Source organism: Streptomyces abyssomicinicus (genome assembly GCF_008974245.1).
GTDB classification, from domain to species: domain Bacteria; phylum Actinomycetota; class Actinomycetes; order Streptomycetales; family Streptomycetaceae; genus Streptomyces; species Streptomyces abyssomicinicus.
Genome location: NZ_BBZI01000009.1, coordinates 508,498 through 532,136, shown reverse-complemented (window position 1 = coordinate 532,136; position 23,639 = coordinate 508,498). Strand labels below are relative to the sequence as shown.

Genomic DNA, 23,639 nt, shown 5'->3' with positions numbered 1-23,639 from the left:
CCGGGTGCGGGGCGGAGCCGTACCGACACCCCCGGCCCCGACACGCCCGGCCCCGGCGGCCCGGCCAGCCCCACCGGCCCTGTCGACCCCGTGCGCGACCCCTGGCGGCCCGTCATGGGCCTTGCGCTGGACCAGGCGCGGGCTGCGCTGCCGGGTGGCGACGTCCCGGTGGGCGCCGTCGTGCTCGCCCCCGACGGCGCCACGGTGCTGTCCGTCGGCCACAACGAACGCGAGGCCACGGGTGACCCCACCGCCCACGCCGAGGTGCTGGCACTGCGCCGCGCCGCCGCCGCGCGGGGTGAGTGGCGGCTGCCCGGCTGCACGCTCGTGGTGACCCTCGAACCGTGCGTGATGTGCGCGGGGGCGCTGGTGCAGGCCCGCGTCGACCGGGTCGTCTACGGCGCCCGCGACGAGAAGGCCGGCGCCGCCGGCTCGCTGTGGGACCTGGTCCGCGACCGGCGCCTCAACCACCGCCCCGAGGTGGTCGAAGGCGTCCTCGCCGACGACTGCGCGCGCCTGCTCACCGACTTCTTCCGCACCCGCTGAGCGCCTGCGGGGGCCCCCGCCCAAACGGATTTCTGCGCAGCGCCCACCGTGCTGTAAAGTCTCCCTCGGTAGCGTGTCCGAGCGGCCGAAGGAGCTCGCCTCGAAAGCGAGTGTGGCGCAAGTCACCGAGGGTTCAAATCCCTCCGCTACCGCTGGTAGATGAAGGGCCCGGTCCGTTGGACCGGGCCCTTCGTCCGTCTTCGTCTCCGTCTCGGTTTCCGTCGCAGCCGGCCGGTTCGGCCGACGAGGCCGCCCCGGTTCCTGCCGCCCGAGGAGATCGACACCCTGCCGATGCATCACTGTCGGAAGTGGGGTCTAGGTTCGGCCTGTGAACCACAGCCGTTCCCACGCCGGGGCACCCCATGAGCCCGGCCTGCCGCCCTACCAGGTAGTCCTGGCGGAGACCGATTGGGATGCGCTCGAGACGGCTTTCGGGAACGGTGGGGACCTTCCCAGGGTTCTCGCACGGCTGCTGGAACCCGATCCGAGGGTTCAGGTCTCCGCCCTGTCGGAGCTGGGTGAGCTGGTCCACCACCAGAACACCCTCTACGAAGCCACCGCCCCCGTCGCCGTGTATGTCGCCGGCATCCTCACCCACCCGGCGGCCATGACCCTCCGGCCCTATCGCAACGTCCCTGTCCGCGCGACGCTGTTGCACTGGTTGGCTTCCACGGCCTACGACGCCTCCGACGAGGCCGTCGGCCGCATACAGCAGTACGTTCCTGGCTTCCTCGCCCACGGCGGCCCCACGGGAGCCTTCCGGGACCTGCGCCCGATGCTGTACCGGGCCGTCGCGCCCTTCCTCCAGGACAGCCACGAGGACGTGCGCGAAGCCGCCGTCGTCGCCGCGCTCATCCTCGCCGAACACCCCGCGCTCGCCGGGCACCGGGACCGCCTCGCCGTGCACGCGCGCGCCATCCTGGACACCAGCGGCCACGCCACCGACCGGCGCGTTGCCTGGAAGGCACTCGAAGCATGGGGCCACGACGTCCCCGATCCTGAACCCCTCCGGGAGGAGCCCTGGGACGGGGGGCCACACAGCGATGTCCGTGGCGATCTCGAACCTCCCTTCTGACCGATGCGCGTGCGGCCCACCGGCACCCACGTGCCGTCTCGCCGAAGTCCTCACACCTCGCGCCGAGCCCACCCCCACTCGGCCAGCGCCTCCTCCTCCGCCCGACAGGCAGCAGCGGCCATGAGGGCGGACACCGCGAAGAAGAAGGTTGCTGCGGCGTCGAACCCTCGCACCCCTGACTTGAGTGCCGACTCGTACGTTGCGCGGCTCACCGGTTGCCGGTCCCCGTGATGGTTGAGGTAGTAGCCCTCCGCCGTGCGCTCCGGCTGCCCGCCGGCCGCACCTCCGCCGAGGGCGACACACAGCACCACGCCGGCGGTGAGAGTCCCTGCCGCAACCCGCACCCATCGGGGGGTGTCCCACAGCACGACGAGAACCTCTGGGCCCCGGGCCTGAACACCCGCTCGGTAACACCGCACCATCGCGCTCCCGAATACCGGGAACACCAGCCCGAACAGGGTGAGGCCGACAGCCTCAGGCACCACCGGCCTTCCTGGCAGCAGGGTCAGGACCACTGCGATCGCGGCCAGCCCGGCGAGGAGCATCGACACGCCTATCTGGACTTTGTAGCTGGTCGGCACGGCCATCCCTCTCATGCTGCGTGCGAGCAGTCTCGCTGATGGCACGCCGCTGGAGGAGTGCCGGTCACAGCGGGCAGGGGCGTCCGCCGGGCCGCCGCGGCGGGGCGGTCCGTGCGTCACCGGCAGTCCAGCGTCTCCACCGTCGCGGGGAAGTAGGCCCGCATGAACCGCTCGATGTCCGCGCGGTGACCGGCGTCCGGCGGGGCCACCTGCGGCAGGTACAGCTTCAGCGTGAAGTGCTTCCCACCCGCGGTGCGGCACGGCGTGGTGACGACCGCCCCGTTCTTCCCCACGACCGCCCCGTCACCGAGGTGCACGGGCTTCGTCCCGGTGAGCGCCTGGAATCCGGACGGGTCGTAGTCGGGCTCGGTCACCTGGGGTGCCCCGTCGGTCCAGTAGAAGAACAGGGCCAGTACCTGCTTGCCCTCCGCCCGGAGCGTGCAGGGCGCGGAGACCGCTTCCTTCCGGTCCACCCGGCTGTACTCGTCGAGGCCGTCCGTCGACGCCAGCAGCGGACGGACGAGACCAGGAGCGATCCGTGTCCCGCACACCGTCTCCGGCACGGCTCCGTCCTTCGGCCCTCCGGCGCAGGAAGTCGCCAGAACACCCAACGCAAGCAGCCCGATCCGCGCCAGCCGTCTCGCGAGTCTCACCCGCCCTGCTTTCCGGACACGCCTCGGGCGTGCTTGATCCCGTCCTCCGCGTACGCGTTGATGAGGTTCTTCACGCCCATGTCGCCGTCGGCCCCGAAGTCGTGGCCCTCCTCCCACTGCTCCGCGAGCGCCATCAGTTGCCGGTTTCTCGCCTCGTAGGCCGCGATGTCGCCCTCGGTCCGCTGTTCCTCCAGCCGCTTCTGCTCGTCCCCGAGCCACTGCTCGGTGACGTAGTCCACGGCCTGCTGGGCCGGTGTACTGACCACCGGCAGGTAGCCGATCGCCGTGTCGAGCACCGGCTTGCCGGCGAACTCCGCGACCTCCGGGTCGCCCTGGGCCTGCGTGCGGGCCTCCTCCAGGAAGCCGACCGTGCGGCCGGCCCGGATCAGGGACTCCCTCGACCCCGACACCCCGCTCGCCGCGTCGCTCTGCATGTCGGACACGATCGCCTGGTTCATCCCGGCGTTCAGCACGCTGTACGCGTCACGGTCCTTGGAGACCTGCTTGGCGACCTCGACGAGCTGGGTCTGGTCCAGCGGCGCCGCGCCCATGTCGACGTCGCTCATGGCCCGGTGCACGGTGTCCCCGTGGTTGGCCAGCATCGTCGCCATCGGTTCCCGCAGGGATGAGGGGAAGTCGTCCCCGCGGTCCGCGAAGTGCCTGAGCGCCGTCCTGAGGACGTCCTCGTTCCGGCCGGTGTGTTCGACGTGTCGCCCGTTCGGGTCGGACGGATCGATCCCGGTCGCCCCGGCGAGCAGCGCGGCGCCGAACCCGCGGCGGTCGTCGCCGTCGAGGCCGGACGCGTACGTGCTCGACTTCGCTCCCTCACGTTCGTGGAGGACGACGTCCCAGTCCCGTTCCTTCACCAGGTACGTCATGTTCCCGTCGTCGCTCAGGTACTGGGCCGCGGTCTCGGGGTCGCGGCTCATGATGCCGAGCATGCCGTCGACGGGGTCGTTGGCGAACCAGCCGTCCCGCTCACCGCTGTACTCGTGCTTGAGCTGCCAGATGCCCGGGTCCTTCCTCTCGGCCGCGATCATGTCGTCGGTGAGGTCCGACAGCATGCCGGCCGAGTAGCCGTCGCCCTGCCGCATCAACGTGACCAGCGACTGGTACCCGACGGCCTTGTCGAGACGAGCGCCGTGGAAGTCCGTGGCGTGGCGGTCGGCCCCCGCTTCGCGCAGGTCCGCGCGCCACTCCTCGTACCACCGCGACCCGGTGTCCCGCGTGGCCGAGGCCAGCGCGTTCGCCAGGCCGCTCCCGATCGCCTCGTAGTCCCCGACGCGGTCCCCGCCCCGCACGTGGACGAGGTCGTTCACCTCGTTGGCCAGCGTGACGGTCCCGCGCGCCCCGAGCCCGTCCAGGAGGGCGCGGGAGAACGCCGGGTCGTCCTGGTTGTCGCGGAAGGCGCGGTGAAGGCCCGCGATCTCCCCCGCGGACAGCCTCTCGCCCCTGCCCAGCCGCGCCAGCACCCGCTCCGCCGCCCGGCCCTCGTACGTCTCGACGTCGCCCCGCGCCTGCCCGTTGAAGCCGTTGCCTCCACGGACCGGGTCCGGGTCGACCATCACGGCGTCCAGAGCGACACGGACGCCCAGGTCGGCGTCCGTCGCGTGCCGGACGATCGTGTGCAGGCGTTCCTGCCATGAGCGGACGGTGTCCGCGGAGCCGGGGTCGTCGCGGGACGTCCCGTGCTCCCGGTCGGTCGTCCGCTCGGCGTCGGGGCTCACCAGGCCCTGGTCGGAGACCCTCATGCCCGCCTCGACGGCCTCCTGGCGTGCCGCCCCGAGCCGTCCCCGCACCTCGGCGAACTGGGTGTGCGCGTCCCTCAGCAGCGAGGCCACCGCCTTCGCCTCGGTCTGCGCGTGCCGGAACTCCTCCAGGGTGACGCGGAAGCGGCCGTTCGCGGCCTGGGCGCTCAGGCCCGACCAGCCCTTGCCCAGGGAGATGCCCTCCACGTCGCGCCGGTAGGCCTCCTCCTGCTCGGCGAACTCGGCGGCCATCGCGTCCCAGCTCTCCGCCGCGGTGGTGAGCGACGCGAGGTCGGTGTCCATGATCTCGTGGTAGGTCGGCATTCCTCTTCTCCTCCGGTTCCCCTGCGGCCGCTCAGAACCGGTCCAGTACGGAGATCTCCCGGGCCGTGCCGCCCACCGCGAGATCGGTGCCGGTCAGGACGTTGTCGCCGGCGCGCAGCGCGTCCTTCTCGGAGGCCAGCCGGTCCATCAGGTTCTTCAGCTGATCGCCCCAGACGGTCAGGGCCTTGGCCAGCGCCGTCGCGGTCGCCCAGCCGTCGCCGTCCTTGGCGCCGAAGGCCGTGACGGCGGTGCCGGTGTCCTCCGCCGCGCGGCGTCCGGCCCGCTGCGTGCCGGGCTCGATGTGCTGCTCGATGGCCCGTGCGGCGGCGTTCTTCTCCGCCGGGGAGGAGGCCAGGTCGGGGCTGCCCGGCCCTCGGCCCGATCCGGCCGGAGGCCGCCCCGGTCCCGTACCGACGGGTTGATCCGCCATCGCCCACGCTCCTCGTCCACGCCCGGTCCCGCGCGGGAGCCGGTCACGCCCCGCACCATCCTGTCGCGCAGCGTACCGGCCCCACTACACATGGTGACGCGCCGTTGACAGGGACGGGTCGCCCGCCGGGACGCCTCTGCGCGCGACGGCGGAAGGCGCGGGAAGCACGGTGTGCCGTCGGGGGAAGGCCCAGCTAGACTCCCCCGCGGCAGCAGATCGGCCGGCGGCACGGGGGAGGGACCGCGATGGCGGCGAACGCGAAGACGATAGTTCTGGGCATCGTCGTGGTGTTCGCCCTCTACGTCATCATCACCGATCCACACACCGCTGCCGGCTATGTCGAAATGGGCTTCGAGGGCATCTCCGCGGCCGCCTCCGCCGTCGGCGACTTCATGACGTGGGTCGCGCGGGGCGGCGGCGACAGCTGACGGCGAAGACCCTCGCGGCCCCCGCGCCCCGGGAGTTCCCGTGATCCGCCACCTGGTCCTCTTCAAGCTGAACGACGGCGTCGAGCGCGACGACCCGCGGGTCGTCGAGGGAGCGCGCGTCTTCGCCGCGCTCGGGGACAAGATTCCGGAGCTGCGCTTCTGGGAGTGCGGCTGGAACATCAGCGACCGCCCGATCGCCCACGACTTCGCCATCAACTCCGCGGTGGAGGACGCCGAGGCGCTCCGCACCTACATCGAGCACCCGGAGCACCAGGCCGGTGTCGCCCTGTGGCGCGAGTTCGCCACCTGGGTGATCGCCGACTACGAATTCTGACCGTTTCAGATCGCTTCTGGAGCCCCTCGCCGACCGCGGCGAGGGGCTCCTTCGCGGTCCGGGGAAGGCCTCACGAAGCCTCCGGAGGCCACCACGCCCGCCAACACGGCAAGGGGGGCGGTGCTTGCACCGCCTGTTCCGTCTTGTGATGCTATGACCGCTTTTGACGGATGTGTTGATGGATGACGAGGTGGAGTTGACCGTGCCGGCCAGTACTGCGCCTCCCGTGCCGTCCCAGGAACCCGCCCCACGCGCCGAGAGCACCGAGCGGTGCGCTCCCGTCGAACGGAGCGCTCCCGTGGAACGGCCCCGGCCCGCCGAACGGGCCGAGCCCGCCGAGCGCGCACGCGGCACCCGGGGGGCCGACACCAGGGCCCTGACACAGGTGCTCTTCGGGCAGCTCAAGCAGCTCCAGCCGGGCACCCCCGAGCACGACCGCGTGCGCGGCTCCCTGATCGAGGCCAACCTTCCCCTGGTCCGCTACGCCGCCGCCCGCTTCCGCAGCCGCAACGAACCGATGGAGGACGTGGTCCAGGTCGGGACCATCGGCCTGATCAACGCCATCGACCGCTTCGACCCCGACCGCGGCGTCCAGTTCCCCACCTTCGCCATGCCCACGGTCGTCGGCGAGATCAAGCGCTACTTCCGCGACAACGTCCGCACCGTGCACGTCCCGCGCCGCCTGCACGAGCTGTGGGTCCAGGTGAACGCGGCCACCGAGGACCTCACCACCGCCTTCGGCCGCTCCCCGACCACCTCCGAGATCGCCGAGCGCCTCCGGATCTCCGAGGATGAGGTCCTCACCTGCATCGAGGCCGGCCGTTCCTACCACGCGACCTCGCTGGAGGCCGCCCAGGAGGGCGACGGGATGCCCGGCCTGCTGGACCGGCTCGGCTACGAGGACCCCGCGCTGGACGGCGTCGAGCACCGCGACCTGGTCCGCCACCTGCTGGTGCAGCTGCCGGAGCGGGAGCAGCGCATCCTGCTGCTGCGCTACTACAACAACCTCACGCAGTCGCAGATCAGCGCCGAGCTGGGCGTCTCCCAGATGCATGTCTCCCGGTTGCTGGCCCGTTCCTTCCAGCGACTGAGGTCCGCAAACAGGATCGAGGCATAGCCCTCAAGGGGGATTCGACGGTGCGCCCCCCTTTGCAACGGTGAGCCGTGACGTGCCGTCACATGACCTCTGTGCTGCGCCGATTCACCGTATCCATGTCGACAAGTCACTACGGCGCGTTGCCGACTTGTGACATTCTTCGGGAAGCGTGTTTGCCGGGACTCAGGCTCCGGTATTCAGGTGAAGGCTGCGCTCCCCGACGGGGCGTCGGCCGCGACCGTCCGCGACCCAAAAGGGGGTGGCATGTCCGCAGACCAGGGCAGCTCGAAGGTGCTCACGCTCACGAAGAGCGCGTCCGCGCCCGACTCGCTCGACCATGTCCCGGGCCTCGACGAAGCACCGGTCCAGGCGCCCGCCGCCGCCCCGGCCGCCATCGACACCCGCACGCTGTCCCGTTCCCTCTTCCTGCGGCTCGCCTCGCTCGACGAGAACAGCCCGGAGCGCGCCTACGTCCGGGACACCCTGATCGAGCTGAACCTCCCCCTCGTGCGGTACGCGGCGGCCCGCTTCCGCAGCCGCAACGAGCCGATGGAGGACATCGTCCAGGTCGGCACCATCGGTCTGATCAAGGCGATCGACCGGTTCGACTGCGAGCGCGGCGTGGAGTTCCCGACCTTCGCTATGCCGACGGTCGTGGGCGAGATCAAGCGGTTCTTCCGTGACACCTCCTGGTCGGTGCGGGTGCCCCGTCGCCTCCAGGAGCTGCGCCTGGCGCTGACCAAGGCCGGCGACGAGCTCTCCCAGAAGCTGGACCGCTCGCCCACCGTCTCCGAGCTCGCCGCGGTCCTCGGCGTCTCCGAGGAGGACGTGGTCGACGGCCTCGCGGTGGGCAACGCCTACACCGCCTCCTCGCTGGACTCCCCCGCCCCGGAGGACGACGGCGGCGAGGGCTCGCTGGCCGACCGCCTCGGGTACGAGGACACCGCGCTGGAGGGCGTGGAGTACCGCGAGTCGCTGAAGCCGCTGCTGGCCAAGCTGCCCCCGCGGGAGCGCCGGATCATCACGCTGCGCTTCTTCGCCAACATGACGCAGTCCCAGATCGGCGAGGAGGTCGGGATCTCGCAGATGCACGTCTCCCGGCTGCTGACCCGCACGCTGGCGCAGCTGCGGGAGGGTCTGATCGCGGACTGACCGCCGGCCCGCGCAACCCGTCCGGCCCCGAAGCGGGCCACCGGGCAGCTGGGCCCCCGGGCAACTGGGCGTTCCGCCTCGGGCCGGGGGCCACCGCGAGCCACCCCGGTCCGGGCCTCCGGATCCGCCTCCGCGATCCGGTCCACCGGGCCGCCGAGGCTTCCAGATCCGGACCGGGTCGCCCAGGCCGTCCCGGTCCGGTCCGCCAGGGTCGGCCCACGGCACCCAGCCCGCACACCGGCGCACCGGGCCGTCCGGGTCCCGGTCCGCGAGCCGGTCCACCGGGTCCGGTCCAGGGGCCCGTCCGCCAGGTCCACTCCACGAACCGATCCACCGGACCCCATCCGCAACCGCAACCCGGCACCGGACCGGTCCACCGGGCCTCGCCCGCCGGGTCCGGTCCGCGGGCCGATCCGCGGGCCGATCCGCGGGCCGAGTCCGCAGGCCGATCTGCCGGACGCCGTCCGCACGCCGGTCCGCCGGACCCGATCCACGGGCCGATCCGCGGACCCCGTCCGCACTCCGTCCGCCGGGTCCGGTCCGGCCGATTCGCCGGGCCCCGTCCGCACTCCGGGCCATCGGGCTCCGAATCCGGTACGCAAGCCGGTACGCCGGACCCAGACCGCGGGCGATCCGCCGAACGCTGTCCGCACGCCGGGCCACCGGGCTCCGAATCCGGCCCGCAAGCCGGTACGCCGGACCCAGACCACGGGCGATCCGCCGAACGCTGTCCGCACGCGCCACCGGGCTTTCCGGATCCGGCCCGCGAGCCGGTCCGCCGGGCCCGGTTCACGGGCGGATCCACGGGATCTCATTCGCACACCGGTCTGCCGGCTCCAGTCCACGGGTCGGTCCGCCGGATCCGTCCCGCATGCCGAGCTGCCGGGTCCGGGCCGCCCGGTGCCGGTGCGCCCGTGCCGGTGCGTCCGGGGCCGGGCGCCCGGGCCGTGGGCCCGATCCGTGGTTGCGGGCCGTGACGACGACAGGCCGCCGGCCCCGGCGAAGGGGGTCGGCGGCCTGCTTGTCGTACGCGGCGCCCCGGGCCGCCGCCCGGTGCACCGTGTGTGTTCCTAGGAGAGCGCCAGCCACGCCACCGCGGCGACGACCACCACGACGGCGACGACGCCGAGGATCAAGCCGATCCGGGGTCCCGCGGGAGCCGCCTGCTGCTGACGCGCCTGCGGCGCCTCGTCGACGAACGCGCGGAACATCTGAGTGCTGCCGGCCGGGTCGTAATTGCCCTGGGGGCCCTGGGTGTTAGCCATGGTCCACGACCCTAGCGAATGGCGGGCACTCCCCCAAGTGCTGTCCGCAACCGGCCCGGAACCGACCCCCGGCCTGCCCGGAACCTCCCTCGGGCCCGCACGGCGCGCCCACCCGCCCGTCCGCCGACCGGGGCGGCAAGATCCGACGCGCACCCGGCCCGGCACCCGGCACCCGGTTCCGCCCCCGGCCCGGCACCCGGCAGCCGGTTCGGCACCCGGTTCCGCACCGGACCCGGGACCCGACCCGCCCTCGGATCCACCACCCGCCCCGGCCCCCGAAACCGGTGCCAACCCGCCCGAACCGGCCGTGACCTGCACTCTTACCGAACCTTCACTTTCGCCAATACTTGCCTTTGCCAAGTTTTGATGTAGGTAACACCGATTTCATTTGCCTACTGCAACCAACTACTCCTACGGTTGCGTATGGCAACGAATCGGCAGGGTCCCCGGGAGGCTGGATGGCCAGGCAGGCGCAGTTCGAGGAGCTGCTGAGACAGCTCAGCGCCGTCGGCGCCGTCAAACGGGAACTGGGGCGGCAGCTGCCCCCCGAGTGCCCGTCCGGATCGGCCGCCGTGCTGACCCTCCTGGACCGCCACGGGGACATGCGCCTGAGCCGGCTCGCCGAGCTGCTCGCGGTGGACATCTCCGTGTGCAGCCGGCACGTCTCGCACGTCGCCGACCGCGGATGGGTCGAGCGGCTGCCCGACCCGGACGACAAGCGGTCACGCCTGCTGCGTCTCACCGACGCGGGCCACGACCAGATCGCGGACCTGTCCCGCCGGTCGACCGCGCTGCTCTCCGAGTGGCTCGACGACTGGAGCGACGAGGACGTCACCCGGCTCACCGAGCTGATGACGCGCTTCCGGCAGAGCTTCGGCGACTGCCGTCGCACCACGACCACGCAGCACACCCAGTAGACGACCACCCAGTAGACGAAGGAAACGTATGGCAACCACCACACCAGCCGGTGTGCGGGCCAGCGCCGAGCACGGGGGAGGGACCTCCGGCGGCGTCCAGATGACGCACCGGCAGATCTTGGAGGCCCTGTCGGGCCTCATGCTCGGCATGTTCGTGGCGATGATCTCCTCCACCATCGTGGGCAACGCGATGCCGCGGATCATCGCCGACCTGGGCGGCGGGCAGTCCGCCTACACCTGGGTGGTCACCTCCTCGCTGCTGGCGATGACGGCGTCCACCCCGCTGTGGGGCAAGCTCGCCGACCTCTTCAACAAGAAGCTGCTGATCCAGATAGCCCTGGTCATCTTCGTGGTCGCCTCGGCGGGCGCGGGCTTCTCCCAGAACCCCGAGACGCTGATCGCCTTCCGCGTCTTCCAGGGCATCGGCGGCGGTGGCCTCGCGGCGCTGTCCCAGGTCATCCTGGCCTCGATCATTTCCCCGCGGGAACGCGGGAAGTACGCCGGCTACCTCGGCGCGGTGTTCGCGGTCGCAACCGTGGGTGGTCCGCTGCTGGGCGGTGTCATCACCGACACCGAATCGCTGGGCTGGCGCTGGTGCTTCTACGTGGGCATCCCGTTCGCCGTGGTCGCCCTGATCGTGCTGCAGAAGACGCTGAACGTCCCGACGGTCAAGCGGAAGGTGAAGGTCGACTGGCTGGGCGCCACCCTGGTCGCCGCCGCGACCTGCCTGCTCCTGCTCTGGGTCACCTTCGCCGGTGACAAGTACGAGTGGATCTCCTGGCAGACCTACGCCATGGTGGGCGGTTCCATCGCCCTGACCCTGCTCTTCCTGCTGGTCGAGTCGAAGGCCTCCGAGCCGATCATCCCGCTGCGGCTGTTCCGCAACCGCACCGTCGCGCTGTCCGCGTTCGCCTCGCTCTTCGTGGGCATCGGCATGTTCGCCGGCACCATCTTCTTCGCCCAGTACTTCCAGCTGGCGCGGGGCGAGTCGCCGACCATGTCCGGCGTGCTGACCATCCCGATGATCGGTGGTCTGTTCGTCTCCTCCACAGTCTCCGGCAACCTGATCACCCGGACCGGCAAGTGGAAGGCCTGGCTGGTGGCCGGTGGCTTCCTGCTCGCCGCGGGCCTGGGCCTGCTGGGCACCATCCGCTACGACACGCCGTACTGGCACGTCGCCGTCTTCATGGCCGTGATGGGCGTGGGCGTCGGCATGATGATGCAGAACCTGCTGCTCGCGGCGCAGAACCAGGTCGCCCCCAGCGACCTCGGCGCGGCCAGCTCGGTGGCCAACTTCTTCCGCTCGCTGGGCGGCGCGGTGGGCGTCTCCGCCTTCGGCGCGGTGCTGGCGAACCAGGTCACCGACTACGTCAAGGACGGCCTGGCCGACCTGCCGCCGAAGTACGCCGCGGCGATGGGCTCCGGCAACGCGAGCGACTCCATCCCGGACGTCTCCGCCCTGCCCGCCCCGCTGCGTGAGGTGATGGAGAGCGCCTACGGCCACGGCATCGCCGACATCTTCCTGATCTCCGCGCCGATCGCCCTGCTGGCGTTCATCCTGACGATCTTCATCAAGGAGGTCCCGCTGAAGACGCACTCCGCGATGGAGGAGGCCTCCGGTTCGGTCACCGCCGACCAGGCCGAGGCGCCCGGCACCGCTCCCGCGGGTCCGAAGCACGCCGCTCCGTCCGCCGGAGCCGTCGCCGCCACCACGGCCAACGCGGTCGCCGCCACGGCGGCCCCGGAGCGCCCGGGGCTTCCGGTCCACGGCCACGTCCGCAACGCCGACAACGCCCCGCTGCCGCACGCGGCGGTGACGCTGATCTCCCTCGAGGGCCGTCAGCTCGGCCGGGCCATCGCCCAGGCCGACGGCGCCTACGCGGTGGACGCCCCGGGTGTCGGCTCGTACGTGCTGATCGCCTCGGCCGACGGCTTCCAGCCGCAGGCCTCCACCGTCACGGTGAACGGCGAGCCGCTGTCGTACGACATCCTGCTCAGCGGCACCAGCGGCCTGACCGGCGTGGTCCGCTCGGCCGCCACCGGTGAGCCGGTGCCGGACGCCATGGTGATCGTCACCGACGTGCGCGGCGACCTGATCGCCACCGGCGCCACCGACGCGCAGGGCGAGTTCGCCTTCGGCGCGGTGGTCCCGGGCGACGTGACCGTCGCGGTCAACGCCGCCGGTTTCCGGCCGAGCGCGCTGCCGGTCCGGGTCGCCACCACCGGGGTCACCCGGGTGGAGGCCGCACTGGACGCGGGCTCGCAGCTCAAGGGCGTCGTGCGGTCCCCGCGCGGTCCGCTGACGGACGCCCGGGTCACCCTCCTGGACGCGGCCGGCAACGTGGTCTCCACCGCCACCACCGGCGAGGACGGCGCGTACGCCTTCGCCGACCTGGACAGCGGCGAGTACACGGTCATCGCCACGGGCTACCCGCCGGTGGCCACCACGCTGACCGTCCGGCAGGACGTCGAGGACCACACCGTCGAGCTCGCCCACCCCGGCGAATAGACGGTCCCGGCCGGTGGCAGGTCTCCTCGTGAGGCCTGCCACCGGCCGGTTCGTTTCCGCCAAGCAGACAACCTCTGTCTCTTTATGGTCAATTTGTAAGCCTTTTTAGGGAGAAAACGGGATGGCTTTGACCGCACGAGTCCGGACGCGGGACGGATGGGCCGTGTCGCACGCGGTCGTCACGCTCACCGACGCCCGGGGCGCGCAGGTGCTGCGCGCGGAGGCGGACCGGGAGGGCGCGGTGCGGGACGCGACCGTGCTGTCCCCCGGCGCGTACACGGTGATCGTCACCGCCGTCGGCTACGCCCCCGCGGCCGCCAGCGCCATCGTCACCGCCACCGGGAACGCCGAGGTCGGCTCCGTCACGCTGGCCCGCCAGGGCGGGGAGGAACTCCCGCCGCCCGGCCCGTGGACCATCGACCCGGCACACTCGACGGTCGGAGCGGTCGCCCAGCACCTGGGCATCTCCAGCGTGCGCGGCCGGTTCACCGAGTTCGCCGGCACGGTCGAGATCGCCCCCGACGACGTCGCCCGCTCCCGCGTGGACGCGGTGATCCGCGCCGGCTCGATCGACACCGGCAACCGGATGCGCGACGACCACCTGCGCTCCGACGACTTCCTCTCCGTCGAGAAGTACCCGGAGATCACCTACCGGTCCCACGCCCTCACCCCGGCCGGGCCGGACCGCTGGACCGTCCACGGCGAGCTGGCCATGCGGGGCGTGGTCCGCCCGGTCGACCTGGACCTCAGCTACCTCGGCACCGGCGCCGACCCGTGGGGCGGCACCCGCGCCGCCTTCCGGGCCACCGCGGAGCTGCGGCGGGAGGACTTCGCGATGAACTACAACCAGATCGTCCAGGCGGGCATCGCCGCCATCGGCACCACCCTGCGGGTGGAGCTGGACGTCCAGGCGGTGCACGGCACAGGGCTGCCGGCCGCCTGACGGCCTCCCGCGCCCTCGTTCCCGTTCTCCTCCTCGTCCACTTCCGACCGCAGCGGCGGCGGCGACGCGCACCGTACGGTGCGCGCGCCGTCGCCGTCGGCGCGTCCCCGCCGGGGCGGCTCCCGTCCGCGCGTCCCTCGCCCGGCGGCTTCCGTCCGCGCGCGTCCTCGCCCGGGCGGCTCCCGTCCGCGCACGTGCCGGAGCGTGTCCGCGGCCCCCGTCGGCCCCTAGGCTGCGGACCATGGCACCGAAGAACATCGCGACCAACACCTCCGTCTCGCTCGAGGAACTGCTCGACTTCGTCCGCCCCCGCCACCGCGCGATCCTGCTCACCCGCCGCGCCGACGGCGGCCCGCAGGGCTCGCCGCTGACCTGCGGGGTCGACGACGCAGGCCGCATCGTGATCTCCACGTACCCGGAGCGGGCCAAGACCCGCAACGCCCAGCGCGACGAGCGGGTCTCGGTCCTCGTCCTCAGTGACGACTGGAACGGCCCCTGGGTGCAGGTCGACGGCACCGCCGAGGTGATCGACGCCCCGGACTCGGTGGAACCGCTGGTGGAGTACTACCGGAACATCGCGGGCGAACACCCGGACTGGGACGAGTACCGGGCCGCCATGCTCAAGCAGGGCAAGTCCCTCATCCGCGTCACCCCGGTCAGCTGGGGCCCGGTCGCCACCGGCGGCTTCCCCGCCCGCCTGGCGGAGCAGGACTGACCGTCGCGCCCTGCGGACGGCCCGGCCGTCCGCAGGCGACGCCCCCGCGCCGGCCGCCGTTCAGAACAGCCCCGGCTGGTCCGTGGCCGGTCCACGGGCCGGGGCCCGCAGCGGCAGCGGCTCGCCCGCGCCGCGCTCGGGGGCCGCCGTGAGGGGCCACCCCGGCAGCAGCCGCGTGTCCAGCACCACCACCCCCCGGTCGGTGTCCAGGTGCAGGTCCGGTCCGGCGGCGGCCAGCAACCGCCCCTCCACCACCCCGCCCGGGACCAGCTCCCGCACCGTGCCCCGGGCAGCCGGCAGCCCCTCCAGCCCGAACACCGCGGCGTGATCGACCGGCGCCGACGGCTCCCGCTCCAACGCCTCCGGCCACCCTGTCAGCTCCGACGCCCGCGAGTGCAGCGCGGCCACCTCGACGGCCCGTTCCCCGGGCGTCGCGGGCAGCACGGCCCGCACGGCCCGTTTCGCGTCGTACGGGATCCGGTCCGGCACCCGCAGGGCCGCCCGCAGCAGTTCCTCGGTCCGCCGGGCCGCCATCAGCGGACCGCGTCCCAGCCAGGTGAACACCACCGCGCCCTGTTCCAGCAGCCGGGCCGGACCTCGTCGCACCGCGGTGATGCCCACCTTGGTCATCCCGGGGCCGAACCACGCCAGATAGACGTGGTACGGCTGCGGATCGTCGGCCCGGGTGTCGGCCGCCACCGAGTGCGCCCGCTCCAGCCGGGCGCACTCCTCGCAGCGCGCGGACGCCGACCGTGCGGGGACGGCGGCCGTCGTCGGGCACGGGTTGCCGCGGGCGCCGACGCAACGGCGGACCGCGTCACCGGGGACCGCCAGCACCACCCGCTTGCCCTGCGGCAGGGCGCTCTCCCGGCCGCCCTCCCAGCGCAGCAGCGGTCCGCCGGTGGTCCAGCGGAGTCCCTCGCTCCGCCAGGTGCGCGTGGTCAGGACGCCCGCTCCCCGTCTCCGCCGCCGCCCGGCACCGGCCCTTCGCCCGCCCCCGGGACGCGGCCCGCGCCCGCCGCCCGGCCCGTCCCCGGTCGCTTGCCGTCGTCGAAGCTCGCCCAGTACGCGGCGGCCATGTCCTCCCGCCCGCGCCCCTGCTCGACGGCACGGCGGAACCGCTCGGCGCTCGCCTCGGCGACGTCCAGCCGCACCCCGTGCCGCTTCCCAGCGCTCACGATCAGCCGCGCGTCCTTGGCCGCGGTCTCCACGGCGAAGGCGGCCGGGGTGAGACGGTCCTCCAGGATGAGCCCGGCCTTCGCCCGCAGGTACCCCATGTCGAGCGGACCGTCCGCGATGACGTCCAGGAACGCGCCCGGTGCGACGCCCAGCCCCTTGGCCAGCGCCAGCGTCTCCCCGGTCGCGCCGGTGACGGCCAGCACCCAGCTGTTGGCCACCAGCTTCAGCCGGGTCGCGTCACCCCGCGCGCCGTCCTCACCCGCCCAGACGGTGCGTGCGCCGACGGCGTCGAAGACCGGCGTGACCAGTTCCCGGCGGTCGGCCGGACCCGCCGCGAGGACGGTCAGCGTGCCCTCCTCGGCGGGCTGCCGGGTGCCGAGCACCGGGGCGTCGAAGAACACCAGCCCGTGCTGCTCGGCGAGACCCGCGAGCTCCGGCAGCGCCTCCAGCCCCGCCGTGGTCGACTGCGCCCACGCCGTGCCGGGCCGCAGCGCCGGCGCGGCCTGCCGCATCACCTCCAGGGCGGCGGGACCGTCGTACAGCATGGTCACGACGACGTCGGCGCCCTCCACCGCCTCGGCCGGGGTCGCGGCCACGCCCGCCCCCTCGGCGGCGAGCGGCTCCGCCTTCTCCCGGCTGCGGTTCCAGACTCTCAGCGGGTGCCCGGCCCGGGCGATGTTCCGGGCCATCGCGGCCCCCATGATCCCGGTGCCCAGCACGGCCACGGTGCGTGTGTCGGTCATGACCTCGGCTTCCTGTGCGGTGAACCTCTGCGTCGGTACCCGCCCCCACTATGACCCGCGGACCGCCCCCGCCCGGCCGGACCGCGCGAGAACCATTGACCTCCTCGATCGCCGGCCTCCACGATCACCCGATGATCACTCTTGCCGCTGGTTCGCCGACGTTCACGGCCTCGTTCGCGCTCGTGATCGGCCTGGTCTTCGTCGCGCTCGGCGCCTTCACCCGGACGGCCCGGGGCTCCGCCTGGCTCCGCGGCCGCGGGGGACCACCGCTCACCCGGTTCCTCCCGATCGGCTGGCTGGTCGGGGGGACCCTGTTCGCCCTCGCCGGTCTGACCGTGCTCGTCCTGGTGGATGACGATCCGGTCAGGGACCGCTGGGAGTCCAGGACCCCGTACGCCGGCTGCGGCGAGGTGCGCCTGCGCCAGGGGGAGCGGATGGAGACACACGCCGCGCGGGAGATCGACTGCCTGCGCCGGGCCGTGGAGGAGACCGCCACGGCGGAACTCGCCGTCACCTTCCCCACCGTGGAGGGCGACCCGATCCGCGAGTACTACCGCCTGACGCCGCAGGGCCGCCTCGAGGTCTACACCGACAGCACGGACGACCCCCACTCGGACCGGACGTGGTCGTTCTCCGCGTGCCACGCCCCCGAATGGCTGCCGGAGATCTCCTGCCCCCGACGCTGACACCCCGGCGCAGACCCCCCGGCGGTCACCGGGGAAGCCTGCCGGAACCAGGGCAAGGCCCGCCGACAACGCGAGAGGCCCCGGGATCATCTCCCGGGGCCTCTCATCTGTGTGCACTCGGCAGGATTCGAACCTGCAACCTTCTGATCCGTAGTCAGATGCTCTATCCGTTAAGCTACGAGTGCTTGTTCTGTTGTTGTCTCCGTTTCGGCTTCCTTTCGGCCCGTCCCGGCGACAGGAAGAACATTACATGACTGCCGCCGACATGTGAAATCCATTCGGCACACCCTGCCTGACCTGCGGAAACGCGGAATCTCCCGCACCCGGTCCTGGGTCCGTGAGCCGGCGTCCGGGCCGATCGACGGGAGAGCGGCACACGGCTCCCCCGGACCCGGTGAGGTGCGGAAAACACCTCGGGCCCCTGTTCCAGGAACAGGGGCCCGAGCGGGGCGGAGGCGGAGGGATTTGAACCCTCGATGGGCTTGAAGGCCCAAACCGCATTAGCAGTGCGGCGCCATAGACCGGACTAGGCGACGCCTCCAGCACAGCTCTCGCGCAAGCGCGAGCGGTGTGTGCAGATGATGACACAGACGAACGCCGCCTCACCAATTGGCCCCCACGGTACTAGGCGCGCGGCCCGCAGGGCAAAGGGCTTTCGGCGTGCCGGAGGAACGTGCCGGACGAATCGGCGGCGGAGGCGGGCCGACCGCACCCGCACCCGCACCCGCACCCGCACCCGGCGTACCCGCTACCGGCGCGCTCCCCCGCGCGTTGGGCAGGGCATGCCTCACGTGACCTCCCGCACCGCCGCCCGGCCCGCCGCCGCCTCCCGGGCCTCCCGGACCGTCCTCACCGTGGTCGGCGCGGTGACCGCCCTGGCCGCGGCCGCCGGGCTCGCCGTCCCGGCCGCCGGGTCCCCGCTCGGTGACCACGAGGTGCGGGACCGGCTGACCATCACCGTCCGGGACGCCGGGGTGGGCCTGGACGGCACGTTCCGGCTCCGTTGCCACCCCGGCGGCGGCGACCACCCGGACGTGGCGGCCGCCTGCGCCCGGCTCGACGAGCTGGGCCGGGCCGCCCGACCCGCCCCCGCCGGCCGGCCCGGCCGGCCCGGCCCGCCCGACCCGTTCACCGCCACCTCCCCGGCCGCCCCGCGGGAGTTCTGCACGATGCTGGACGGCGGCCCGGCCACGGCGCGGATCACCGGATGGTGGGACGGCCGCCGGGTGCACGTCTCGTACGACCGGCGCGACGGCTGCCGTACCGCGCGGTGGGACGCGATGGTGCCGGTCCTGCCGGGAATCCGGGCCGTTCGGTAGCCGCCGGGGCCCCGGTCGCGGAGCGGGAGGCTCCACATTTCCCTCGCACTCCGCGTCAACCTCTTGTGCGACCTCCCTCTCATCCGGCGCCGCCGGGGCGCACGGTGCCCGTAGACTCTGCCCGTGACACGTGCCGGGCCGGTTGGCAAGATGGCCCACACGGTCAGCACGGTGCGGTAACAGGGAGGAATGCGTCTCGTGAGCAGCAGGCCATCCCGAGGCGCTGCTCGCCTCGCAGCCATACTGGACGCGCTTCCCGACGCGCTGGTCCTGGTCAACGCCAACGGCACCGTCGTCAACGCCAACACCATCGCCCTGGACGCCTTCGAGACCCCGGGGACCGCGCTGGTCGGCCGTGGACTGCTCGATCTGCTCCCGGAGTTCGACTCCCGGCTGATCCCCGGCTCGATGCGGCGGCCCGGCGACTCGCTGCAGGCCGACGCCCGGACCAGGCCGACCCGGATGATCGCCCGCCGCACCGACGGCAGCGAGTTCCCGGTCGAGGTGACCAGCGCCAACCTGGAGAACGGCGGCCAGGCCCACGACGGCCACTCGCCGGCCTACACCGGTGACGAGCTGCTGATGCTGGTCGTCCGCGACCTCACCGGGACCGTCGACACCGAGGCCGAACTCGCCCGCTCGCAGCGGCAGACGGAGATGATCCTGCGGGCCGCCTCCGAGGGCGTGGTGGGCACCGACACCGACGGCCGCATCGTCCTGGTCAACCCCGCGGCCGCGCAGATCCTGGGCTACCGCGCGAGTGACCTCGGCGGTCGGGAGCTGCACGAGCTGATGCTCCACTCGCGCCCCGACGGCGCCCCGTTCCCCTACGACGAGTCCCCGCTCGCCGACACGCTGCGCTCCGGCCGGAAGCACCGGGTGCGCGGGCAGGTCGTGTGGTCCAAGAGCGGCGACAAGGTGCCGGTCGACCTGACCACGGCGCCGGTGCGCGACGGCGACCAGCTGGTCGGCGCGGTGCTGACGTTCACCGACCGCCGGCCCTTCGACAAGCTGGTCAAGGAGCGCGAGAACGCCGGGAAGCGGCACGAGGAGGAGCTGGAGAAGCTCTCCGAGGACCACGCCTCCGAGCTGACCGCCCTCCGCCAGGAGCACGTCGGCACGGTGGAGAAGCTGACCGAGGCGCACGCCGAGGAGGTCCGCGGGCTCACCGAGGCGCACGCCGAGGAGGTCCGCGGGCTCACCGAACAGTCCGCCGAGGCCGCCGCCGCCGCGCAGGAGCGGTACGCCGCAGCCGAGGAGCGGTACGCCGAGCTCGCCGAGCAGGACAAGGCCCGTCACGACGAACTGGCGGCCCGTCACGACCAGTTGCTGATGCTGCTCGGGCGCTCGCTGCGCGGCCCGCTGGACGAGCTGCGGCGGGAGCTGTCGGTCCTCGCGGCGGACGACGCCGGGCAGCTGTGGCCGGAGGCCAACCAGGTGCTCCACCACCTGTCGGCCGGCTACTCCCGGATCACCCAGATGATCGACAACGTGCTGGGCTACCAGTCCCTGGCGGCCGGGCAGACGGAGCTGAACCGGGCCAGGGTCATGCTGGACGCGGTGGTCGCGGCCGGCGTCGACGGCGCGGTGGAGCTGATCGGCCCCGGCCGGGTGCAGTTCGCCGTGCACGCCCCGCCCATCGAGGCGGAGGTCGACCCGCAGCGCCTGGCCACCGCGCTGGCGCACCTGGTGGCGGACGTCGCCGGGGTGGACGCGACCGGCAACGCGCCCGTCTCCACGGGCGGTTACATGGACAACACGGTCGTCGTGGCGGCCGCCCAGCGCGGCGAGGTGGTGCGCATCGAGGTGCGCGGCCCCTACTCCGGCGGGGACCCGGTCCACGGGCCGGTCGTGCAGGGCATCGTCCGGGCCCACGGCGGCGTGCTGCAGACCCACGAGGTGCCCGGGATGAGCGGCAGCGCGTTCGTGCTGGAGGTGCCGCTGGGGGCGGGCGCGGGGGTCGTCGAGGTCCCGGCCCCGGCCGACACGGCGGCTCCCGCGGCCGCCCCGGCTTCCGAGGCCGCCCCGGCCTCCCCGGGCAACGGCACCGGCCGGCGGCGCGCGCGGCGGTCCTCGGTGGACGCCTTCCTCGACGACTCGCGCGGGCCCGCCGCGGCCCCGGAGGGCACGGAGGCCACGGCCGCCGCCGCGGCCGCCGCGGCCGCTGCCACGGACGGCTCGGTGGCCGCCGAAACAGCGGTGACCGCAGGGTCCGCGGAGCCCACTGGGGCCGATGGGGCCACCGAGGCCGCGGGCGGGGAGCAGGCGTCCTCCGCGGCGCCGACCGGGCGCCGGAGGCGCCGGGCCGCCGCGGCGGACGACTCGGCGGACATCGCCGTCCCGGTCCAGGGCACGGCGGCGGGCGTCGAGGGCTCCGGCACCCCGGTTCCGGCCGCCACCGGGACGGGCCGCCGCCGGCGCGGACGGCCGAGCCCGGAGGAGAACGGCGCGGCGCCGGTCGCGCCCGGACAGCCGGGGTCCGCGGTGCGGGCCGTGGCGACCGGCGCGATCGTGACGGCTGCCGAGCACGCGGCGGGGTCCGCGGCCACCGCCGAGGGACTGGGCGGGACGGTGCCGCCGCAGGGCGTGCCGGTGCCCGCCGCGGGGCGTGCCCCCGAGGCGCAGGCCGCCGCGGCGCTGCCGGCCGCGCTGCCCGCGGCGGCGGGCGACGCCGCTCAGGGCGACCGGACGGACGCGCAGCAGCCGTCCGGGAGGCGTCGCCGTGCTCTGGCCGCCGCCGAGGCGAACGCCGCCGCGCAGGAGGCCGCGCCGCGGTCCCCCTTCGCGCTGCCGCCGGCCGACGCGGACCGTACGACCGAGGGCGCCGGGCGTGACCTGGCCTCGGCGGCCGGTGCGGGCGGTGCTGCCACTGGGGCTGACGCGGCCGGTACGGCCGGTGCGGCGCAGGCGGCGCCTCGGCCGGTTCCGCAGCAGGCTCCGCAGCCGGTGCCCCCGGCCGCCGCGCAGCACGCTGTACGGCCGCTGGGCGCGCCCGGTGCCGTGGCCTCTCCCGTGCCGGGCCGGTCGGCCGTGCCACCCGGTGCGGCGCCCCAGGCCGCCCCGGCGGGGACTCCCGCGACGGGGGCGCAGCCGCTGCCGGTGCCGCCGCAGGGCACGGCGCCCGCCGCGGCGCCCGCCCAGCCGGTCCCCGCGCAGCAGCCTCCCGCGCAGCCGGTGCCGCCGCAGCAGGCCGTGCCCGGGCAGGCCGTGCCCGGGCAGGCCGTGCCCGGGCAGGCCGTGATGGTGCCGGCCCAGCAGCCGATCGCCGCCGCGCCTGCCGCCACGCCCGTCGCCGCGCAGCCGGTTCCGCCCCAGCAGCCCGTGCCCCCGCAGGTGGCCACGGTGCCGTCGCAGGGCGGCCCGCAGGACGTTCCGCAGCCGGTGCCCGCGCAGGTCCCGGCCGGCGCGGCCGTGGCGCAGGTGCCCGGGCCCGCTCCGGTGTGGCCGGGCGCCGCCCTGCCCGGCGCCCCCGCCTCGCCCGCGCCGCAGGCCCCGCAGGCCCCGCAGGCCACGGAGGGAGCGGTTCCGGCAGCCCCGACGGCGGCGCAGCCCGCGGCCCCCGTGGCGGCGGGGACACCGGCCGAACCCCCGGTGCAGCCCGCCGCGGCCGCGCCGACGCCGGGGGCGGGCACCGCGCTGCCGCCGGAGCAGCCCGCGCAGCCGTCCCGGCCGCAGACCCAGCCGCCGCAGCCCATGCTGGCCCAGCCGCTGCCCGCCGAGTCCACGCCCACGCCTGCCCAGGCCGCCCCCCGGCCGCCGGCACCGCAGCCGCCTCAGGCACCGCAGCCGCCGGCGCCCGCGCAGCCCGCCCCGGCGCTCCCGCCCGCGGCCGCGATCCCGGGGGAGAGCACCAACAGCACCCAGGGCCGGGCGTTCAGCGTGCGCACCCTCGGGCAGGGCGTGCCGTTCGCCCACCGTCCCGGTCAGGGCCAGCCGACGCCCCCGCCGGCCGGGGCGGCCGCCAACGGCCGACGCCGCAAGCTCGGCAACCGTGCCGCCGAGGCCGACGCCACGCCCGCGGCTCCCGCGCCGGGTGGCGTCCCGGCGCTGCCTCCGGTGCCGTCCGTCGGCCTGCCCCGGCCGTCGGCGCCCGCCGCACGACCGGGCCCGGCCCCCGACCACACCGTCGGCCGTTCCTACGCCATCGGCGCGCCGGACGCCGACGCCGCCGAGGGTCCGGAGCCGCTGGACGGTCCGGGCGGTGCCGTGGAGATCTCCGACCAGCCGCAGCCGCGCCCGATGGACGACGAGCTGCCCCCGGAGCCCTTGGACAACCCGCGCCGGCTGCTGGTCTGGCCCGCACCGGACCCGACCACCCAGCAGGCGCTGAACGACCGCGGCTACCGCCCGGTGGTGGTCAACTCCCGCGAGGAGGTCGCCGCCCAGATCGCGGCGTTCCCGGCCGCGCTCTTCGTCGACCCGCTGACCGGACCGATCACCCGGACCGCCCTGCAGTCGCTGCGGGAGGCCGCGGTGGCCGCCGAGGTGCCGGTGATGGTGACGGCGGGGCTGGCGCAGGCGTCCCGTGAGGAGGCGTACGGGGCCGACCCGGCGGTGCTCTTCAAGGCGCTGGCGCCGCGGGACAGCGAGCAGCACCCGCCGCGGGTGCTGCTGATCGAGGGGCGCGACGAGATCGCCCTGGCGATGACCGCGTCGCTGGAGCGGCGTGGCATGCAGGTCGGGCGGGCCGTCGACGACACCCAGGCCGCGGCGGTCGCCGCGCAGATACTGCCCAACCTGGTGGTGATGGACCTGATGCGGATGGACCGGAGCCGGGCCGGCATCCTCGACTGGCTCCGGGCGAACGGCCGTCTCAGCCGCACCCCGCTGGTGGTCTACACGGCGCCCGTGGAGCCGGCCGCGCTGCCGGGGCTGGCCTCGGGGGAGTCGGTGCTGTTCCTGGCCGAGCGGTCCACCGAGGAGGAGGTCCAGCAGCGTCTGGTCGACCTGCTGGCGCGCATCGGCACCAATTGACCCGAGCGGGCGGAAGGGGCTC

At 74.0% G+C, this 23,639-nt stretch carries 20 protein-coding genes and 3 tRNA genes; 14 read left to right on the top strand and 9 right to left on the bottom strand.

All coding sequences use genetic code 11. The features are described from left to right. The first annotated feature begins 114 nt into the window (after positions 1-114). The 3 genes from tadA to GBN72_RS22715 all read left to right on the top strand — a co-directional run bounded on the left by tadA (position 115) and on the right by GBN72_RS22715 (position 1,621). Positions 115-546 carry a tRNA adenosine(34) deaminase TadA gene (tadA, locus tag GBN72_RS22725; protein ID WP_151773808.1) on the top strand — a complete coding sequence of 144 codons (432 nt, stop codon included), beginning with the start codon at positions 115-117 and terminating at the stop codon, positions 544-546. A 67-nt stretch (positions 547-613) separates the two neighbouring features. Further along, positions 614-698: transfer RNA gene (locus tag GBN72_RS22720), tRNA-Ser, on the top strand. 176 nt (positions 699-874) lie between these two features. After that, positions 875-1,621, top strand: coding sequence for a hypothetical protein (locus tag GBN72_RS22715; RefSeq protein ID WP_151773699.1), 747 nt, complete (start codon positions 875-877; stop codon positions 1,619-1,621). Between the two features lie 50 nt (positions 1,622-1,671). On the opposite strand, the gene GBN72_RS22710 is transcribed toward GBN72_RS22715, so the two are convergent. From GBN72_RS22710 to GBN72_RS22695, 4 genes are all read right to left on the bottom strand, one after another. Continuing rightward, positions 1,672-2,208 carry a hypothetical protein gene (locus tag GBN72_RS22710; protein WP_246212770.1) on the bottom strand — a complete coding sequence of 179 codons (537 nt, stop codon included), beginning with the start codon at positions 2,206-2,208 and terminating at the stop codon, positions 1,672-1,674. Positions 2,209-2,318: 110 nt separating this feature from the next. Continuing rightward, positions 2,319-2,765 (bottom strand): hypothetical protein, encoded by a 447-nt coding sequence (locus GBN72_RS22705; RefSeq protein WP_151773698.1) that lies wholly within the window; start codon positions 2,763-2,765, stop codon positions 2,319-2,321. Positions 2,766-2,851: 86 nt separating this feature from the next. After that, on the bottom strand, positions 2,852-4,927 hold the full coding sequence (locus tag GBN72_RS22700; RefSeq protein ID WP_151773697.1) for a hypothetical protein: 2,076 nt from the start codon (positions 4,925-4,927) through the stop codon (positions 2,852-2,854). A gap of 31 nt (positions 4,928-4,958) precedes the next feature. After that, a complete protein-coding gene (locus tag GBN72_RS22695; RefSeq protein WP_246212768.1) occupies positions 4,959-5,357 on the bottom strand; it encodes a hypothetical protein in 399 nt (132 codons plus the stop codon). Positions 5,358-5,602: 245 nt separating this feature from the next. Here GBN72_RS22695 and GBN72_RS22690 point away from each other — a divergent pair, with 245 nt between their 5' ends. The 4 genes from GBN72_RS22690 to GBN72_RS22675 all read left to right on the top strand — a co-directional run bounded on the left by GBN72_RS22690 (position 5,603) and on the right by GBN72_RS22675 (position 8,367). Continuing rightward, positions 5,603-5,785: a hypothetical protein gene (locus GBN72_RS22690; RefSeq protein ID WP_151773696.1), complete on the top strand. Its 183-nt coding sequence runs from the start codon at positions 5,603-5,605 to the stop codon at positions 5,783-5,785. Positions 5,786-5,825: 40 nt separating this feature from the next. Continuing rightward, positions 5,826-6,119, top strand: coding sequence for a Dabb family protein (locus tag GBN72_RS22685; protein ID WP_151773695.1), 294 nt, complete (start codon positions 5,826-5,828; stop codon positions 6,117-6,119). Between the two features lie 178 nt (positions 6,120-6,297). Further along, positions 6,298-7,236, top strand: a complete 939-nt coding sequence (locus GBN72_RS22680) for an RNA polymerase sigma factor SigF (RefSeq protein ID WP_174887179.1) — start codon at positions 6,298-6,300, stop codon at positions 7,234-7,236. A 243-nt stretch (positions 7,237-7,479) separates the two neighbouring features. Beyond that, positions 7,480-8,367, top strand: coding sequence for an RNA polymerase sigma factor SigF (locus GBN72_RS22675; RefSeq protein WP_151773693.1), 888 nt, complete (start codon positions 7,480-7,482; stop codon positions 8,365-8,367). Positions 8,368-9,437: 1,070 nt separating this feature from the next. Here GBN72_RS22675 and GBN72_RS22670 read toward each other — a convergent pair. Further along, on the bottom strand, positions 9,438-9,632 hold the full coding sequence (locus GBN72_RS22670) for a hypothetical protein (RefSeq protein WP_151773692.1): 195 nt from the start codon (positions 9,630-9,632) through the stop codon (positions 9,438-9,440). A 458-nt stretch (positions 9,633-10,090) separates the two neighbouring features. Here GBN72_RS22670 and GBN72_RS22660 point away from each other — a divergent pair, with 458 nt between their 5' ends. The 4 genes from GBN72_RS22660 to GBN72_RS22645 all read left to right on the top strand — a co-directional run bounded on the left by GBN72_RS22660 (position 10,091) and on the right by GBN72_RS22645 (position 14,716). Continuing rightward, positions 10,091-10,549 carry a MarR family winged helix-turn-helix transcriptional regulator gene (locus GBN72_RS22660; RefSeq protein WP_151773691.1) on the top strand — a complete coding sequence of 153 codons (459 nt, stop codon included), beginning with the start codon at positions 10,091-10,093 and terminating at the stop codon, positions 10,547-10,549. Positions 10,550-10,649: 100 nt separating this feature from the next. After that, entirely contained in the window at positions 10,650-13,058 is a 2,409-nt protein-coding gene (locus GBN72_RS22655) for an MFS transporter (protein WP_151773805.1), read from the top strand. A 121-nt stretch (positions 13,059-13,179) separates the two neighbouring features. Then, entirely contained in the window at positions 13,180-14,001 is an 822-nt protein-coding gene (locus GBN72_RS22650) for a YceI family protein (protein ID WP_151773690.1), read from the top strand. A 241-nt stretch (positions 14,002-14,242) separates the two neighbouring features. Further along, on the top strand, positions 14,243-14,716 hold the full coding sequence (locus GBN72_RS22645) for a PPOX class F420-dependent oxidoreductase (protein ID WP_151773689.1): 474 nt from the start codon (positions 14,243-14,245) through the stop codon (positions 14,714-14,716). Positions 14,717-14,776: 60 nt separating this feature from the next. Here GBN72_RS22645 and GBN72_RS22640 read toward each other — a convergent pair whose 3' ends face one another. Further along, complete coding sequence (locus tag GBN72_RS22640) at positions 14,777-15,661, bottom strand: DUF2797 domain-containing protein (RefSeq protein ID WP_151773688.1); 885 nt, start codon at positions 15,659-15,661, stop codon at positions 14,777-14,779. Further along, the gene (locus tag GBN72_RS22635; RefSeq protein ID WP_151773687.1) at positions 15,658-16,638 is read right to left on the bottom strand and encodes an NAD(P)-dependent oxidoreductase; all 981 of its coding nucleotides are present in this window, start codon (positions 16,636-16,638) and stop codon (positions 15,658-15,660) included. Before GBN72_RS22635 ends, GBN72_RS22640 begins: the two co-directional genes overlap by 4 nt. Before the next feature lie 131 nt (positions 16,639-16,769). Here GBN72_RS22635 and GBN72_RS22630 point away from each other — a divergent pair, with 131 nt between their 5' ends. Further along, a complete protein-coding gene (locus tag GBN72_RS22630) occupies positions 16,770-17,324 on the top strand; it encodes a hypothetical protein (protein ID WP_151773686.1) in 555 nt (184 codons plus the stop codon). 112 nt (positions 17,325-17,436) lie between these two features. On the opposite strand, the gene GBN72_RS22625 is transcribed toward GBN72_RS22630, so the two are convergent. Together GBN72_RS22625 and GBN72_RS22620 are read right to left on the bottom strand one after the other, a co-directional pair. After that, a tRNA-Arg gene (locus tag GBN72_RS22625) sits at positions 17,437-17,509 on the bottom strand. Between the two features lie 265 nt (positions 17,510-17,774). Then, positions 17,775-17,865, bottom strand: a tRNA-Ser gene (locus GBN72_RS22620). 241 nt (positions 17,866-18,106) lie between these two features. Here GBN72_RS22620 and GBN72_RS22615 point away from each other — a divergent pair. Beyond that, a complete protein-coding gene (locus tag GBN72_RS22615) occupies positions 18,107-18,643 on the top strand; it encodes a subtilase-type protease inhibitor (protein ID WP_151773685.1) in 537 nt (178 codons plus the stop codon). A 198-nt stretch (positions 18,644-18,841) separates the two neighbouring features. Beyond that, entirely contained in the window at positions 18,842-23,617 is a 4,776-nt protein-coding gene (locus tag GBN72_RS22610; RefSeq protein WP_164540805.1) for a hybrid sensor histidine kinase/response regulator, read from the top strand. Positions 23,618-23,639 lie beyond the last annotated feature (22 nt).